This window comes from Marinobacter sp. ST-43 (assembly GCF_030541085.1).
Classification (GTDB): domain Bacteria; phylum Pseudomonadota; class Gammaproteobacteria; order Pseudomonadales; family Oleiphilaceae; genus Marinobacter; species Marinobacter nauticus.
The window spans coordinates 44,608-59,391 of record NZ_JASSVO010000015.1; the positions used below are offsets into that span (position 1 = coordinate 44,608).

At 57.0% G+C, this 14,784-nt stretch carries 13 protein-coding genes and 1 tRNA gene; 7 read left to right on the forward strand and 7 right to left on the reverse strand.

From position 1 onward, the window contains the following. Positions 1-104: 104 nt before the first annotated feature. Positions 105-1,148, forward strand: a complete 1,044-nt coding sequence (locus QPL98_RS15390) for a hypothetical protein (protein ID WP_199451995.1) — start codon at positions 105-107, stop codon at positions 1,146-1,148. Here the strand turns inward: QPL98_RS15390 and QPL98_RS15395 are convergent. Then, on the reverse strand, positions 1,141-1,674 hold the full coding sequence (locus tag QPL98_RS15395; RefSeq protein ID WP_199451996.1) for a hypothetical protein: 534 nt from the start codon (positions 1,672-1,674) through the stop codon (positions 1,141-1,143). The genes QPL98_RS15390 and QPL98_RS15395 overlap by 8 nt on opposite strands. Before the next feature lie 144 nt (positions 1,675-1,818). Further along, entirely contained in the window at positions 1,819-2,493 is a 675-nt protein-coding gene (locus QPL98_RS15400; RefSeq protein ID WP_199451997.1) for a spermidine synthase, read from the reverse strand. Positions 2,494-2,654: 161 nt separating this feature from the next. Between QPL98_RS15400 and QPL98_RS15405 the strand changes: the two genes are divergently transcribed. The 3 genes from QPL98_RS15405 to QPL98_RS15415 all read left to right on the forward strand — a co-directional run bounded on the left by QPL98_RS15405 (position 2,655) and on the right by QPL98_RS15415 (position 5,408). Next, the gene (locus QPL98_RS15405; RefSeq protein ID WP_199451998.1) at positions 2,655-3,413 is read left to right on the forward strand and encodes an SDR family oxidoreductase; all 759 of its coding nucleotides are present in this window, start codon (positions 2,655-2,657) and stop codon (positions 3,411-3,413) included. A gap of 22 nt (positions 3,414-3,435) precedes the next feature. Next, positions 3,436-4,005, forward strand: a complete 570-nt coding sequence (locus QPL98_RS15410; RefSeq protein ID WP_199451999.1) for a glutathione S-transferase family protein — start codon at positions 3,436-3,438, stop codon at positions 4,003-4,005. Between the two features lie 167 nt (positions 4,006-4,172). After that, positions 4,173-5,408 carry a permease gene (locus QPL98_RS15415; RefSeq protein WP_278350487.1) on the forward strand — a complete coding sequence of 412 codons (1,236 nt, stop codon included), beginning with the start codon at positions 4,173-4,175 and terminating at the stop codon, positions 5,406-5,408. Positions 5,409-5,433: 25 nt separating this feature from the next. Here QPL98_RS15415 and QPL98_RS15420 read toward each other — a convergent pair. Then, a tRNA-Arg gene (locus QPL98_RS15420) sits at positions 5,434-5,510 on the reverse strand. Between the two features lie 193 nt (positions 5,511-5,703). Here QPL98_RS15420 and QPL98_RS15425 point away from each other — a divergent pair. Then, entirely contained in the window at positions 5,704-6,276 is a 573-nt protein-coding gene (locus QPL98_RS15425) for a hypothetical protein (protein ID WP_011785969.1), read from the forward strand. A gap of 69 nt (positions 6,277-6,345) precedes the next feature. On the opposite strand, the gene QPL98_RS15430 is transcribed toward QPL98_RS15425, so the two are convergent. Further along, the gene (locus QPL98_RS15430; protein WP_303293574.1) at positions 6,346-9,189 is read right to left on the reverse strand and encodes an insulinase family protein; all 2,844 of its coding nucleotides are present in this window, start codon (positions 9,187-9,189) and stop codon (positions 6,346-6,348) included. A 42-nt stretch (positions 9,190-9,231) separates the two neighbouring features. Then, complete coding sequence (locus QPL98_RS15435) at positions 9,232-9,531, reverse strand: hypothetical protein (protein ID WP_278350489.1); 300 nt, start codon at positions 9,529-9,531, stop codon at positions 9,232-9,234. Between the two features lie 376 nt (positions 9,532-9,907). Between QPL98_RS15435 and QPL98_RS15440 the strand changes: the two genes are divergently transcribed. Continuing rightward, a complete protein-coding gene (locus QPL98_RS15440) occupies positions 9,908-11,893 on the forward strand; it encodes an SDR family oxidoreductase (protein ID WP_278350490.1) in 1,986 nt (661 codons plus the stop codon). A gap of 62 nt (positions 11,894-11,955) precedes the next feature. Here the strand turns inward: QPL98_RS15440 and rnt are convergent, their stop codons facing one another. After that, entirely contained in the window at positions 11,956-12,621 is a 666-nt protein-coding gene (gene rnt / locus QPL98_RS15445) for a ribonuclease T (protein ID WP_011785965.1), read from the reverse strand. Between the two features lie 37 nt (positions 12,622-12,658). Continuing rightward, complete coding sequence (pyrC, locus tag QPL98_RS15450) at positions 12,659-13,690, reverse strand: dihydroorotase (protein ID WP_199452001.1); 1,032 nt, start codon at positions 13,688-13,690, stop codon at positions 12,659-12,661. Positions 13,691-13,884: 194 nt separating this feature from the next. Here pyrC and QPL98_RS15455 point away from each other — a divergent pair, with 194 nt between their 5' ends. After that, complete coding sequence (locus QPL98_RS15455) at positions 13,885-14,778, forward strand: OmpA family protein (protein WP_303293575.1); 894 nt, start codon at positions 13,885-13,887, stop codon at positions 14,776-14,778. Positions 14,779-14,784 lie beyond the last annotated feature (6 nt).

The window sequence follows — 14,784 nt, forward strand, 5'->3', positions numbered from 1 at the left end:
GTATACCCACCTAGAGTTGTTTTCTGTAACCGATGTTGACATGTATCAGCCTTCATGTTGGAGATTTTCCATGTAGACTGAGGTTTTTATAGCAGGAGTACTGAATGACAGAGCCCGCACTGTTCCAGTCCCGGCCCAGACGGCGACTATTGTGGCTGGCGCTTTTCGCGTTGGCAGTGGCCGCTCTGGTGTCAGTGCGCTTGCAACCGCAACCGGTTGAGGAACGGCTTGTGCGCCTGCAGGCCCAGGATGAATTCGGTACAGAATCACCGCTGCTGGGCGAAGCCTTGGCTCTGCAGGCGCTCCTGCTGGATTACCGGGACGACCGCCTGCTGTTGCTGAAAGCTCAGGCCGCGTTGCAGGTATACCCCGAGTGGACCAGGTTTGTAATGGATCTGTTTGGTGAAGAACCGGAATTTCGGCAGGCCCTGCGAGCCCATGGCGAGTATCTGATGCCTCCTGTGATGCATTTTTATCAGAATCCGGTTGGCTCGATTGAGATGATGAACCGGGTTGCCGGCACCGGTAAAGTCCTGACGCCGGAACAGCGTGCCTGGTATGCCGTCAACTTCGCCAATAAAGAAGGGCAGGATTTCACGGGCCAGTTCGTGGTGGGGGCCGATGGCAATAACATAGAGTGGATCTGGACGGAGCGGATTACAGAGGGCATTACGCAGTTCTTCACCAGTGGCATCCGGACTCTGGAATCCCGGTACCGTACCGATCAGCCGATCCGCATGGAAGATGTCGGCTGGGCCGCCGTAGACGCGCTGATTATTGGCAGTGCGGTGAAATTCCTGAAAGCCGGTCGGGCGGCAGCAGGTACTGCAAGAGCCTCGAGTGTCACCGCCCGTTCCGCGGCCTATTCTTCCCGCCTCGCGCGGGCCGGGCGAATGGCTTCGGTCATGGTTAGCAACGCAAAGTGGCCCGCTGCGGTGGCTCTGGTCTATGTCGTTGTCAAACACCCCGCCTTACTGAACGACGTATTCGCCGGCGCTGCCCGGGTACTGGGCGTGCCGGCCTGGATGGTGCAGATGCCAGGATGGTTCCTGGTACTGCTGCCACTGCTGTTGCTTACGCGCTGGCTACTGGCCACCGTGCTCTGGTTGCTACCAATAACGTGGCTCCGGGGGCGGAGGCTCAGATAGTTCGCACTAACCGGACGTTCCGGTTTTTCAGGACCGTCGTGGCCTCCTTGAGTTGCTCAGAACTGGAGGCATGCACGGTCAGTACATACTTGCCCTCCTTTAGAGCCGACTGCGCTTTGGCAACATAGGGTGTGTGGTCCGGCCGGAGCGTAACGCCTCCAGCCACCAACAGGCCAAGTATCAGGCCGAGCGCCGCAAGAACGGCTGCGGCAACCACGCCATTCTGGGCAATAAACTCCACGCCGACAGCACTCAGTATCACGAACACAATAAAGCCTGCGACGGCACCTCCGATACCAAGCCAGAGATGCGAACGCACCAGCGTTTGCCATATGCCCTGGTTCTCTGGCTCCAGCTCTTCACCCGGGTGTCGGTCCTGGGGGCTTACAACAATGACTTGCTCGTGATCCAGACTGGTTTCCTGCGACAGCACCCGTGCAACGCCGTTGGCATCGGTTTCTGTCTCGAATATTGCGGCTACTTTATGGGCTTCCTGTTCACCGGTAATACTCACTGAGGGTTTCATGGAAAGACCTCCTGAGTGTTTCGCCGAGGACCAGATCCTCGTCAAAACATAGCGGCTTCATCAGTAACCCTAGTACACCTGAACCTGTATTTCGAATGACCGTATGGCAACAAACCGATCGGGAATCGCCCGCCATCCCCCAAATTACCAGGCCAGCCAGATTGTGTGACGGGCGCCTTTACCCGGACGCAGGGCTCTCACAACAACGGGTTCCACCGAAAAGCCAGCGCGCCGCAAGCGTTCGGTAAAGGCCTGTTCCGGACCGGCCGACCAGTAGGCGAGAATGCCGTCGTTGCTCAGGGATTTCTGGGCGGCGGCGATGCCTTCCGGAGAGTAGATCCAGTTGTTTTCTTTACGGGTAAGACCTTCCGGACCGTTATCCACATCCAGCAAGATGGCGTCCCAGTTGCCATCGCCCTGTTGCAAAAGTTCTGCCACATCGCCAATGTGAACGGCGGCCCGGGGATCGTCCAGAGGGTAGCCGGCGGCTGCGCCCAATGGTCCGCGATTCCAGGTTTCTACCTCGGGAACCAGCTCTGCCACCGTCACCTGAGCCTGATCGCCTGTAGCCGAAAGCGCTGCCGCCAGGGTAAAGCCCATACCCAGCCCGCCAATCAGGATCCGTGGCGCGGGCAGATGGCTCAGGCGTTCACAGGCGAGGGTGGCCAGAGCATCCTCCGAACCATGTAAGCGGCTGTTCATCAGTTCACCCGGGGCGCCGGCAATCTTGATGGAAAACTCGTCATTACGTTGCAGCAGTCGCAAGCGGCTGCCGTTGCCGGGGATGGTTGCGGTGCCAATTTCGTTAAAGCGGGCCATGGTTGGTTTCCGGTAGTGTGGGCAGGCGGGCATTCTAACCTGTAGAAACAGGCATCGGCGAAAACCGTATCAATCAGTTGCTGCTAAACTGCAGCAATCATTCCGTCCGGCGCAAAGCCCGTTGAATAGTATTGACGGAACCGAAACCGTTGGAGGCAGACTTGGAACGAACGCAAAAGGTAGTCCTGGTGACAGGAGGCGCGAAGGGAATTGGCCGAGGCATAGTGCTGCACCTGGCGGCGGCGGGCTGGAAAGTGGCATTCTGCGATACTGACCAAGCCGTAGGTGAACAGTTGGTTGCCAACGCAGAGGGTGAAGTCGTGTTTCTGGCAGGCGACGTTGCCAGCGAAGCGGATGTTGAGAATATCATTTCCCAAACAGTGCACTGGGGTGGTGGCCTGAATGCCGTTATTAACAACGCTGGCATTGCGGACCCTCATACCGGCCCGATAGAACAATTGGGCCTTGAACAGTGGCAGCGTCGAATGGATGTCAATCTGACCGGGCCGTTTCTGGTGAGCAAACATGCGATACCGCATCTCCGGAAGGCGAGGGGCGTGATTGTGAATATGGCCTCCACACGGGCCCTGCAATCAGAGCCGGATACCGAAGCCTACGCCGCCACCAAGGGTGGCCTTGTGGCACTGACCCATGCGTTGGCCATTAGCCTGGGACCAGAAATACGGGTGAACTGTATCAGCCCGGGCTGGATAGATACCCGTGACTGGCAGGGAAGCGAGCAGGCTGTCGAGCCTCTGTCAGAAGCGGATCACCAGCAGCATCCGGCCGGCCGCGTTGGCAGTCCCGAAGACATCGCTTCACTGGTGGCTTACCTGATTTCCTCCGAGGCTGGCTTCGTCACCGGGCAGAATTTTGTGGTGGACGGAGGCATGACGCGCAAGATGATTTACCATGAATGAAAACCTGATTATGGGAGAAATCATGAAACTGATTGGATCTACCACGTCGCCCTACGTACGCCGCATTCGGCTCCTGCTGAGCGATGAACCGTACGAGTTCATCAATCTCGATATTTATGGTGAAGGCCGTGATGAGCTGCGGCGTACTAATCCCACCCTGAAAATCCCGGTACTGATTGATGGCGATCAGGAGCTCTATGACTCACGGGTTATCGCCCGTTATCTTGGTCAGAAGCTTGGGCTTGACGCCCTCACCTGGGACCAGGAGAACCAGTTAACGCTGATTGATGGCGCCAACGATTCTGCGGTAACCATGCTGCTTTCTGAAAGGTCCGGAATCGATACCAGCCAGGATGCGATGTTCTACAACCTTCAGCGCGAACGCATCATGACAACGTTGCGAACGCTGTCTGCCATGGTGGAAGCGGGGCAGTTTGAGCAGTGGAACTACTCCGCCATCTGTCTCTATTGTCTGGTGGACTGGCTGGATTTCCGTGACCTGGTGGATTTTTCCGGGGTCGATAGCCTGTTGGCTTTCCGGGATGCTCACGCAGACAACTCGTGGGTTTCGGTAACCGATCCGCGCAAATAAGGTTCCTCCACGCCCGGCACTTAATCTGTGTTTTTCGCCCCTCCGTCAAAGCCATTCTGCATAGGCGAGGGGCTCGGGCATCAAGTAAGCGTTTCAGCAACTGGTCGTATTATGCGCTAGGGTAGGTGGTGACTCTTCGCATGCTTCGGCAGATAAGGAGGAACGCTTTGAGTAACTTTCTATCGCTATGGAATGAAGCGGCAACCACGAGCCTGGGCTTTTTCTGGATGGCGCTTTGGGCATTTATTCTGGGTTACGTCATAAGCAGTCTGATTCAGGTTCTGGTTACCCGCCGTAAGATGCAGCAGGCCATGGGGGAGGATGGACCGCGCAGTATCGCGCTCGGCACGTTTTTTGGTTTCATTTCCAGTTCTTGCAGCTTCTCCGCACTGGCCACCACCCGTGCAATCTTCAATAAGGGCGCCGGTCTGGCGCCGTCTCTGGCGTTTATGCTGGCCTCCACAAATCTGGTGATTGAGCTCGGTATCGTGATCGCGGTTTTTCTGGGTTGGCAATTTGTGGTTGGCGAGTATGTGGGTGGTGTACTCCTGATTCTTGTAACCTGGCTGCTGATCCGACTTACCCGGCCGCGCCGGCTTGAAGCACAGGCTCGCCGAAAGATGGATGACGGCGACGGGGACGACGGCAGCTCTGACAAAAGCTGGAAGGAAAAAATAACCAGTAAGGAAGGATGGCAGGCGATCGCCCAGACCTATGTGATGGAGTGGCAAATGGTCTGGAAAGATGTCCTTATTGGCTTCACCGTAGCCGGTATCATCTCCGCCATGGTGCCTCAGAGTTTCTTTGAAGCTCTCTTTATCGGCGCCGGTGGCGAGAACGCGGCCAACCCTGGCTTCCTCGCCGTACTATCGCAGACACTGGTTGGACCAATTGCAGCCTTTTTCACCTTCATCGGTTCCATGGGGAATATTCCTCTTGCGGCCGTGTTGTTTGCTCAGGGAGTGAGTTTTGCGGGCGTCATGGCCTTCATCTTTTCCGATCTGGTTGTGCTGCCAGTGCTTAGAATCAACGCCTCCTATTATGGCTGGAAGATGGCTCTGTACATCCTCGCACTGATGCTGGTCGGCATTGTGACTGTGTCATTGCTGATGCACTACAGCCTGGCCCTGCTGGGCATGTTGCCGGACTTCAGTGGCCAGACCTCAATGGGAGAGCGGGAGTTCTTCAAGTGGAATTACCAGGCTGTCTTGAACATCCTGTTTCTGACCGCCACAGCGATACTGCTATGGTTCTGGCGACAAGGGCAGAAGCAGCATTCACATGACCACCACCATCATGATCACGATCATGGCGGATCTTCGCTGACAGATAAGGTGCTGAGCGTTCTGGTAGTGGTTGCGCTGCTATGGCTCGCAGGCGGGGTTGTGGTGCCCCCGTTCTGACGGCGCCATTTGGTGGCGGCCTTTATGGTACCCCCGGCAGGACTCGAACCTGCTACCTATCCCTTAGGAGGGGATCGCTCTATCCAGATGAGCTACGGGGGCATTGAAAAGGAGGCGGTATGATAACGGCCTGAGGCAGCGGGCTCAAGGCTGTCATTTTTCATTTGTTCACACTGTGTTGCAGTTTCCGGGTAGATCACGTGGGTTGTCGCTGACTATCATAGCCCTGGCCTGTTTTCAGGCAGGGGATGACTCGGAGCCGTCGGATCAAGTACCGGATAAAAAGGAAATCTGCATGAAGTTCTACAAGTTGCTTGCGCTGTTGCTGGTCGTGTCTTTCTCCCAGGCCAGTCTGGCTCAGAGTTTTGGTGGCTTTGACTCCTACGGCGAGGGCACGAAATCCCTGCTGACTACAGTTGTGAAACAGCTGGGTGTCAGTGATCCCGACAACAGTGTGAAGGTCAAGGTATTTGACACCATTGACGTTGCTCTGGAAGGCAACTGGTACTCCTACTGGGTTGGCATGAACGACCTGGCCAGCTCTAAATACCAGGATGGCGCCGAGAAAGGCTTTGTGCAGGTGATGTTGCCCACCAACGACTCGGGCATCTGGATTCTGACGTTCAACAAGGCAAAGGATATTCCCCAGATTATTGTCTCCATGGCCCAGATTCGTCATGGCAGCCAGGACGGAGCCTTGTCTGTGTATAACGAGAAGAAAAACGACACCGAGAACTACGAAGTAAAGAATGAAAGCGACAAGTTTGCTTTTATTCAGGAGAAGGGCAAGGTGGCATTCAGCATTCTGAATGTGGGGACCGGCACTGGGTCTGTGGTGTATTTCAATCAGTTTGCGGTGGATCTGTAACCAGATTCCTTAACCCGATAACCCGCCCGGTAGCCGAAGCATCGCCGGGCGGGTTCGTAATTTCTCCCGTCAATCCTTCGGCACAGGGCCGAGATCCCGCAGGGTCTGAAGGATCGCTTCATCATTCACGGCATCGCCGCCGGTGGTGACCAGCAGAGCGCGTTGTCGTTCAAGCATGGCCTGTTCGAAGGTCTCTTTCAGTTCCTCCAGCGATACGTTCCGAATAGCGTCGGCCAGGGCTTGTCGGCTGTTAAACTCGGCATTTTCCCGGTCGATCTCCCGCCAGTATCGGCTGGACACTTCGCCCAGTTGCCGGTCACGCTCCAGCAATTGGCTGATCACTGCCTGTTTTTCACGCGCAAGCCGGGTGTTATCCATCTCCGCCAGTTGTTGCGCGAAAGCCTGGCTGAACTCCTCAACGGCTGCGTCGATGGCTTGTGCGTCTGCGGACGGGGATTGCACAACCAGTCCGAGCGCCGGCGTTTCCAGAATTTCGAACGCGGTCGCGTAGACGATGTATCCGAGCTGGCGCGTGGTCCGGATTTCCTCATAGAACGGGCTACTGATGATTTGTGCCAGCAACCGATATCGGGCTCGCTCCGCGTAGGAAGTGTTGTTGCCCTGCAGGTATAAGGTGTAACCGGTATCGGGGTGCTCAACCGCCAGATGCGCAGCGGTCTGGCTTGGAGGCAGCTGGCGAATTCGCGCCCGATCCACGTTGGTACGCTGGTGATCGTTCAGCACCAGAGCCTGTACCTGTCTGGCCATATTCAGGGCACTGGCCTGTGTCAGGTTGCCATGGGCGAGCATGACGGGATCAGTGCGGGCGAGGAAACTGCCGGCAAACTCCCTCAGCTCATTCAGTGTGATGTCGCGCGCTGCGGCCAGGCGCTCCTCCACGGGAAACGTGCCTTCCAGCAAGGCGGTTTGGACAAATTCCGAAGTCTGCTGCACCGGCCGTTCTTTGCTCTTGTTTTCCAGAGCATCCATCAGGTTCTGGCGCGCAATCCTGAATCGCTGTTCGGTAAGGTCGGGGTTGGCGAACTCCAGCAGTATCTGGTTGGCCAGCTTGTGCAGCTTGTCGTTGTAACCGCCGACACGGATGGTAACACCACGAAGATGGGGGTAGACGCTGTAGTCCAGCCCGGCCAGCCGGGCAGAATAGGCCCAGGCGTTGAGGTTGGTGTTAATGGCGTCCACCAGCAGTTGTGTGAGCACTGAACTCCGGGCGGATTCCCGCGCTGCCGGCGTTCTCAGGCTGACAAACAGATTGGCTTTCGGAGTGGCGAAACGGGTATCCCGGGCGTACCAGATATCCAGTCCGTCCAGTTCGGCAATTTTCTCCGGGTGAGCCATGCTATCCCCCCCCACCAGTTCGAGATCTTCTGGAACAAAGGGGTTGGATTCGGGCAGGGCAAGCTGTTCAGCCAGGCTGGGAGCTGCCGGATTATCGAGGTTCAGGGGTGTCCTGACCCAGGGCGTCTGATACCACCGCGTGAGGTTCGGCTCGCTCGCGTCCAGGTTGGGCGCAGCAATCCAGACTTTAAGGTTGGCTGGTTTCAGCTGATTGAGGATCGCCCTGTATTGCTCTGGGGCATACCGCTCAAGCAGCCAGGGGGCGCTTAGAACATCTTCAGGCGGATAGTCCTTGAGGAGTCTGGACAGTCGCATGGCCTCGCTTTGCGCTTCAGCGCGTTCCCGGAAACGGAAATCAATCATGGCCAGCTGTCGCATCTCGTTGAAGCGTTGCTGGCTGATGCCGTTGTCACGAATACGATCTATATATTCAAAGGTGAGGGCAATTATCTCATCCTGGTGTTCCAGGCCTTCCCGGGTGAGCGACATGCTGATGTCGAGAGTGGCGTGTTCGCCGGTGTCCATCCCTGTGCCTGCGGAAAGGCTTTCTACCATGCCTGCGCGTTTCAGAACGTCAAACAGGCTGCCGGTGCCTTCGTGGCCCAGCAGGTTGGCAACGTAGGCTGCGGGTTTACTTTTATAGTAACGCTGCTGAGAGGGGATCGGGAAAGACAGCGTCATGCTGCGATTGTCTTTCAACGTCTCGGCTGTCACTTTCTCTGGCAACCGGGAGGTGTCGTACAGCGGGTGAGGGTGAACCTTGGGTTCAAGGTTACGGTTGGCGATGGCGCCAAAGCGCTCCTGCACCATGCGTTCCAGCTCATCCAGCGGCTGTGGGCCGTAGACTGCCAGGGTCATGATGTTCGCCGAATAGTTTTCTTCCCAGAAACGAATCAGGTCAGGCCGAAGCGGGTTGTCTTCGGTGTTTTCCAGGGTCTCGAGGTTGCCGACTGCAAACTGGCTGAAGGCATGATCCGGATTGCCCGCAGCCTTCCTGACAGAGAGCAGGCGCCGTCCGTCATCCTTGAGTTTGGAGCTGTACTCCGAGTGCACGGCATTGCGCTCACGATCCACCAGTTCCGGGGTGAACAGGGGAGCAGAGAACTGTTGGGCGAACCGGTCCAGTGCCGGCTCCAGAAACTCTGCTTCGACATCAAAGAAATAGTTGGTGTCCTCAAACGCTGTGAACGCGTTATGACTGCCGCCGTGGCTGCGAATAAATTGCTGGTATTCGCCTGCCTCCGGGTACTTCTCGGTGCCCAAAAACAGCATGTGCTCGAGAAAGTGCGCCAGGCCAGCCCGCTCTTTCGGGTCGTTTCCGCTGCCCACGGCAACGTTCATGGAGGCGGCGGCTTTGTCGGTTTCCGGGTCCGAAGCGAGGATCACCCGCAAGCCATTGTCGAGTTCGATGAACCGATACTGGTTCGGATCATTGGGACTTTGGGTGGGTGACACACTGGCTGTCGCCAGTGGAGCCAGTAACACGGTGACGACCAGCAACAGCCTCTGTAGCAGAGCGTAGCGAGATCGAACAGGTAACGGATGTTTCGAAGTCATGGTGCCTCGGGTTCCGGAATGGCGTTCAGGTCGGAAAAGGGATCAGTGCATCTGGTTGTTTTTGGCGCTGTCAGGCTTCTGTTCTATGGTTTGGCGCGCGAGTTTGGCCGCCTGGTCAGCGTCGAGTTCACCAGAGGCGATCCGCTCCAGCACCGTCGCCATGATCGCAACGGACTGTCGATAATCGGCAAACTCGGCCTGAAACGCCTTGTCGATTGCCTGGTATACGGCCTGAATCTTGTCTTCCCGGGAACCACTGTCGGCGGCGGTGTCGTTGATGGCCTTCAGGCAGGCACGGGCGATGGCAATATGGCGTTCGGTGTTCGGATTGTTTTTCGGCATGGCAGTTTCTTTTAAACCTTGATGTCTGGCTCGGTTAGTGACGCCGAATGGCGCTGGAAGTTCCCGATTATGTCATTGGTAAGAACCTCTTGCATTGCCTGGTCGTAATTAAATGACCCAATGCGGTGGTCGCGGTTTCTTGTGCTAATCTCAATCACATTGTGTCGATAAACCGGACAGGGAGTGAGGTGGAGCTGGCTGCTTTTAGAGTAATGACTCTAGCAAAAACAATGGGTTACAGAGTAAAAGCTCTAAAAAAGTTCGATACATGAGGGTTGCAATTAAGTAGAATTGCCGACCGATGGAATCAGCTACGACTTTAGTCGTATCTGTGTCGGTTAAAGACAAAAAACACAACAGGCAGAATGGAGTACCTATGAATTATTTCCTGACAGGCGGCACCGGTTTTATCGGTCGTTTTCTGGTTGAGAAACTCTTGGCGCGCGGCGGCACCGTGTATGTTCTGGTTCGCGAGCAGTCCCAGGACAAGCTGGAGCGGCTCCGGGAGCGCTGGGGTGCAGACGACAAGCAAGTGAAGGCTGTGATCGGCGACCTCACCAGCAAAAACCTTGGTATTGACGCGAAAACGCTGAAATCACTGAAAGGAAATATTGACCACGTATTCCATCTTGCCGCGGTCTACGACATGGGCGCAGACGAAGAAGCCCAGGCGGCCACCAATATCGAAGGCACCAGGGCGGCTGTTCAGGCTGCAGAAGCCATGGGCGCCAAGCATTTCCATCATGTGTCATCCATCGCGGCAGCGGGTCTGTTCAAGGGTATCTTCCGGGAGGATATGTTCGAAGAAGCCGAGAAGCTTGATCATCCTTACCTGCGCACCAAGCACGAATCCGAAAAAGTTGTGCGTGAAGAATGCAAGGTTCCGTTCCGCATCTACCGCCCTGGTATGGTCATTGGCCATTCGGAAACCGGCGAAATGGACAAGGTGGACGGGCCCTATTACTTCTTCAAGATGATTCAGAAGATCCGTCACGCGTTGCCCCAGTGGGTACCCACCATCGGTATTGAAGGTGGCCGGCTGAACATTGTACCGGTGGATTTCGTGGTCGACGCCCTGGATCACATTGCGCACCTGGAAGGTGAGGATGGCAACTGTTTCCATCTGGTGGATTCTGATCCGTACAAGGTGGGTGAGATTCTCAATATCTTCTGCGAGGCCGGCCATGCCCCTCGCATGGGTATGCGCATCGATTCCCGGATGTTCGGTTTTATTCCGCCGTTTATTCGCCAGAGCATCAAGAATCTGCCTCCGGTCAAACGCATTACCAGTGCGGTTCTGGATGACATGGGCATTCCGCCCTCGGTGATGTCCTTCATTAATTACCCAACCCGTTTTGATACCCGGGAGCTGGAGCGGGTTCTGAAGGGCACAGACATTGAGGTGCCGCGTCTGCCGTCCTATGCCCCGGTGATCTGGGACTACTGGGAGCGCAATCTGGACCCGGACCTGTTCAAGGACCGCACTCTCAAGGGCACGGTTGAAGGTAAGGTTTGCGTGGTCACCGGCGCGACCTCGGGTATTGGCCTGGCAACGGCAGAGAAGCTGGCAGAGGCCGGTGCCATTCTGGTCATTGGTGCGCGCACCAAGGAAACTCTGGATGAAGTGGCGGCCAGCCTGGAGGCCAAAGGCGGCAACGTGCATGCGTACCAGTGCGACTTTTCGGACATGGACGACTGCGACCGCTTTGTGAAGACGGTGCTCGATAATCACGGCCACGTGGATGTACTGGTGAATAACGCGGGTCGCTCCATCCGCCGCTCCCTGGCGTTGTCTTTTGACCGCTTCCACGATTTTGAGCGGACCATGCAGCTGAACTACTTTGGCTCCGTTCGGCTGATCATGGGCTTTGCGCCAGCCATGCTGGAGCGTCGCCGCGGGCACGTGGTGAATATTTCTTCCATCGGGGTACTTACCAACGCTCCGCGTTTTTCGGCCTATGTCGCCTCGAAATCCGCACTGGACGCGTTCAGCCGCTGTGCCGCTGCGGAATGGTCGGATCGCAATGTGACCTTCACCACCATCAACATGCCGTTGGTGAAAACGCCGATGATCGCGCCCACCAAGATCTACGATTCCGTGCCGACGCTGACACCGGATGAAGCCGCGCAGATGGTGGCGGATGCGATTGTGTACCGGCCCAAGCGCATTGCCACCCGTCTTGGCGTGTTCGCGCAGGTTCTGCATGCGCTGGCACCGAAGATGGGTGAGATCATTATGAACACTGGCTACCGGATGTTCCCGGATTCTCCAGCAGCTGCTGGCAGCAAGTCCGGCGAAAAGCCGAAAGTCTCTACCGAGCAGGTAGCCTTTGCGGCGATTATGCGGGGGATATACTGGTAATCGTCGTTATAGGCCAAGAAAAAACCCGCCTCGGCGGGTTTTTTCGTTTCGGGTTGGAGATTTCATTCCTGGGGTTCTTCGGCAATTTCGATTGGCGGCGGCGGAAACCCGCCCAGTTCACGCCAGCGATTGACGATGCCGCAGAACAGGTCTGCTGTCTTTTCCGCGTCGTAGGCGGCGGAGTGGGCTTCCTTGTTGCTGAAGGGAATGCCCGCCAGTTTACAGGCCTGGGCCAGCACGGTGTGGCCGTAGGCGAGGCCCGCCAGGGTTGCGGTATCAAACGTTGAGAATGGATGGAACGGGTTGCGTTTGATATCGGCTCGCAGCGCTGCCGCGAAAACGAAATTATGGTCAAACGTGGCATTGTGGCCCACCAGTACCGCTCGCTTGCAGTCGTGTTCTTTTACCGCCTTGCGGATGGGAGAAAAAATCTCGCTCAGACCTTCCCGTTCCGGTACCGCCTCCCGCTCCGGATTCCAGGGATCGATGCCGGTGAAATCCAGGGCCGACTGCTCCAGATTGGCGCCTTCGAACGGGTCGATCTGCTGCACGTGAGTTTCGCCCCGGCGCAGCCAGCCATCCTCATCCATGGTCAGCATTACGGCAGCGATCTCCAGCAGAGCATCACGTTCCGGGTTGAAGCCGGCGGTTTCCACATCGACCACCACCGGCAGAAAGCCGCGAAAGCGCTGGGACATGGGGTGGGGCTGTTTGTTTTCGTCTGACACTCGAACTCCGATGTTCGTGGTAGTGAATGAATAGGGTTTACGCCAGGCGCCAGTTAACGGTTTCGCCGGCCTTCAACGGAACAATGCCGCCGCCGGCCAGAGGCAGGTTCTCCGGCATGGTCCAGGGTTCCCGGATCAGCGTCACGGTGTCGGTGTTCCGGGGCAGGCCATAGAAATCGGCGCCGTTGAAGCTGGCAAAGGCTTCCAGCTTGTCCAGAATGCCCAGTTCCTCGAAGATATCGGCATACAGGCCGATGGCGCCGTAGGCGGAGTAACAGCCAGCACAGCCGCAGGCGGCTTCCTTCTTGTCTTTCGCGTGTGGGGCAGAATCCGTGCCCAGGAAAAAACGGGGATCGCCGCTGGCTACGACCTCTCTTAGCGCCTCCTGATGCTTGTTGCGCTTGAGGATGGGCAGGCAGTAAAGGTGTGGGCGAATACCGCCGACCAGCATGTGATTGCGGTTATACATCAGATGCTGCGGTGTGAGAGTTGCCCCGAGGTTATTGCCCTGGTGGCTACGGACAAACTCGGCCGAATCGGCCGTGGTGATATGCTCAAGAACCACCCGGAGCGACGGGAACGCCGCCAGCGTTGGTGCCAGAACCCGCTCCAGAAACACCTTTTCCCGATCGAAAATATCGATGTCGCTGTCGGTCACCTCGCCGTGTACCAGCAACAGCATGCCGCAATCCGCCATCGCCTCCAGCACCGGGTAGATATTGCGAATGTCCGTTACGCCGGAGGCAGAGTTGGTGGTGGCGCCAGCCGGGTACAGTTTCGCTGCCACTACGCCGGCGGCTTTGGCTTCACGAATGGTCTCGGCGGTGGTGCTCTCGGTCAGATACAGGGTCATCAGGGGCTGGAAGTCCGTTCCCCGGGCCGCGGCCAGAATGCGATCCCTGTACGCCATGGCTGCGCTGGCATCGGTTACCGGCGGTACCAGGTTAGGCATGATGATAGCGCGGCCGAAGCAGGCGGCGGTGGCGGGCACCACATCGTTCAGAATGTCGCCGTCGCGCACGTGCAGGTGCCAGTCGTCCGGGCGTGTGATGGTTATCTGTCGGGTCATGAGAAGGTATCCGAAAGCGAGCGCAAAATTTCGCGGATTATATCAGAAGCGAAAAGCAGATGTTTTTAACCTGATCGTAAGTTATCCGGCTCAAGTTCCCGGTCGGGTCGCCGTTAACCGGTTAGTTCACTGGTTTAAAGGCTCCACGGGGCATTCCTATGGTTTCACCCAATTGGTTCTTCAGGCAGAGCAGATTGCTGAAATTGATCGCGACGGCAGGGTTGATGTCATTGCCCTCTGCGCCTGTGCTGTCATCCAGTTATGGTGCCGGTATTGAAAACAGTCAGTGGTATCTCTCCGAGTCGGTCTTTGAGTGTTCCCTTGTCCATGAGGTCCCTGGCTTTGGCCGCGCCGTGCTCAGGCACCGGGCAGGGGAAGACCTGCGTTTCTATCTCGAATCGGATCTCAGTGTGATGCGCCCCGGCCAGGGCCAGTTAGTGGTCGAAGCTCCGCCCTGGCGGCCAGGAGTTCCACCGAGCCCCATTGGTGCTGTGCAGGTAACGGATAGTCCGCGCTCTGTGAACCTGGGGAATCGGGAAGCGGTGTTGATTGCCCAGGGGTTGTCCCGAGGTATGCAGCCGACAGTAACCCGAGCCGCGGTATACAGCGGCCAGCCCGTGCGGGTGCAGTTGTCGAATGTGAATTTTTCCGGCCCGTACGCCGGCTATCGTGAATGCGTTGCCAGTCTGCTGCCGGTTAACTTCGACCAGGTTCGGCGCAGCCGGGTTCCGTTTGCCAGCGGGAGTACCAGCCTGTCACAGGCAGACATGAACCTGCTCGACAATATTGTGACCTACGTGATGGCCGACAGCACGGTAGAGAGAATCTTCGTGGACGGCCATTCCGACAGTATTGGTAGCCGGATTGATAACCGAGCGCTGTCGGAGGAAAGAGCCAACGTGGTGGCCGAGTATCTCAAATCCAGGGGAATCGATGAGACTATGCTGACGGTCCGGGCCCACGGTGATCAGTATCCGGTTTCCCGCCGGCCGGCTGATAACCGCCGCACCACCATTCGTTTGCAACGCCAGGGTGAGCGCCCGGAACTGCTGCAGGCTAACGGTATGGGAAGCGAGTTTTCGGGATAGCCGGAA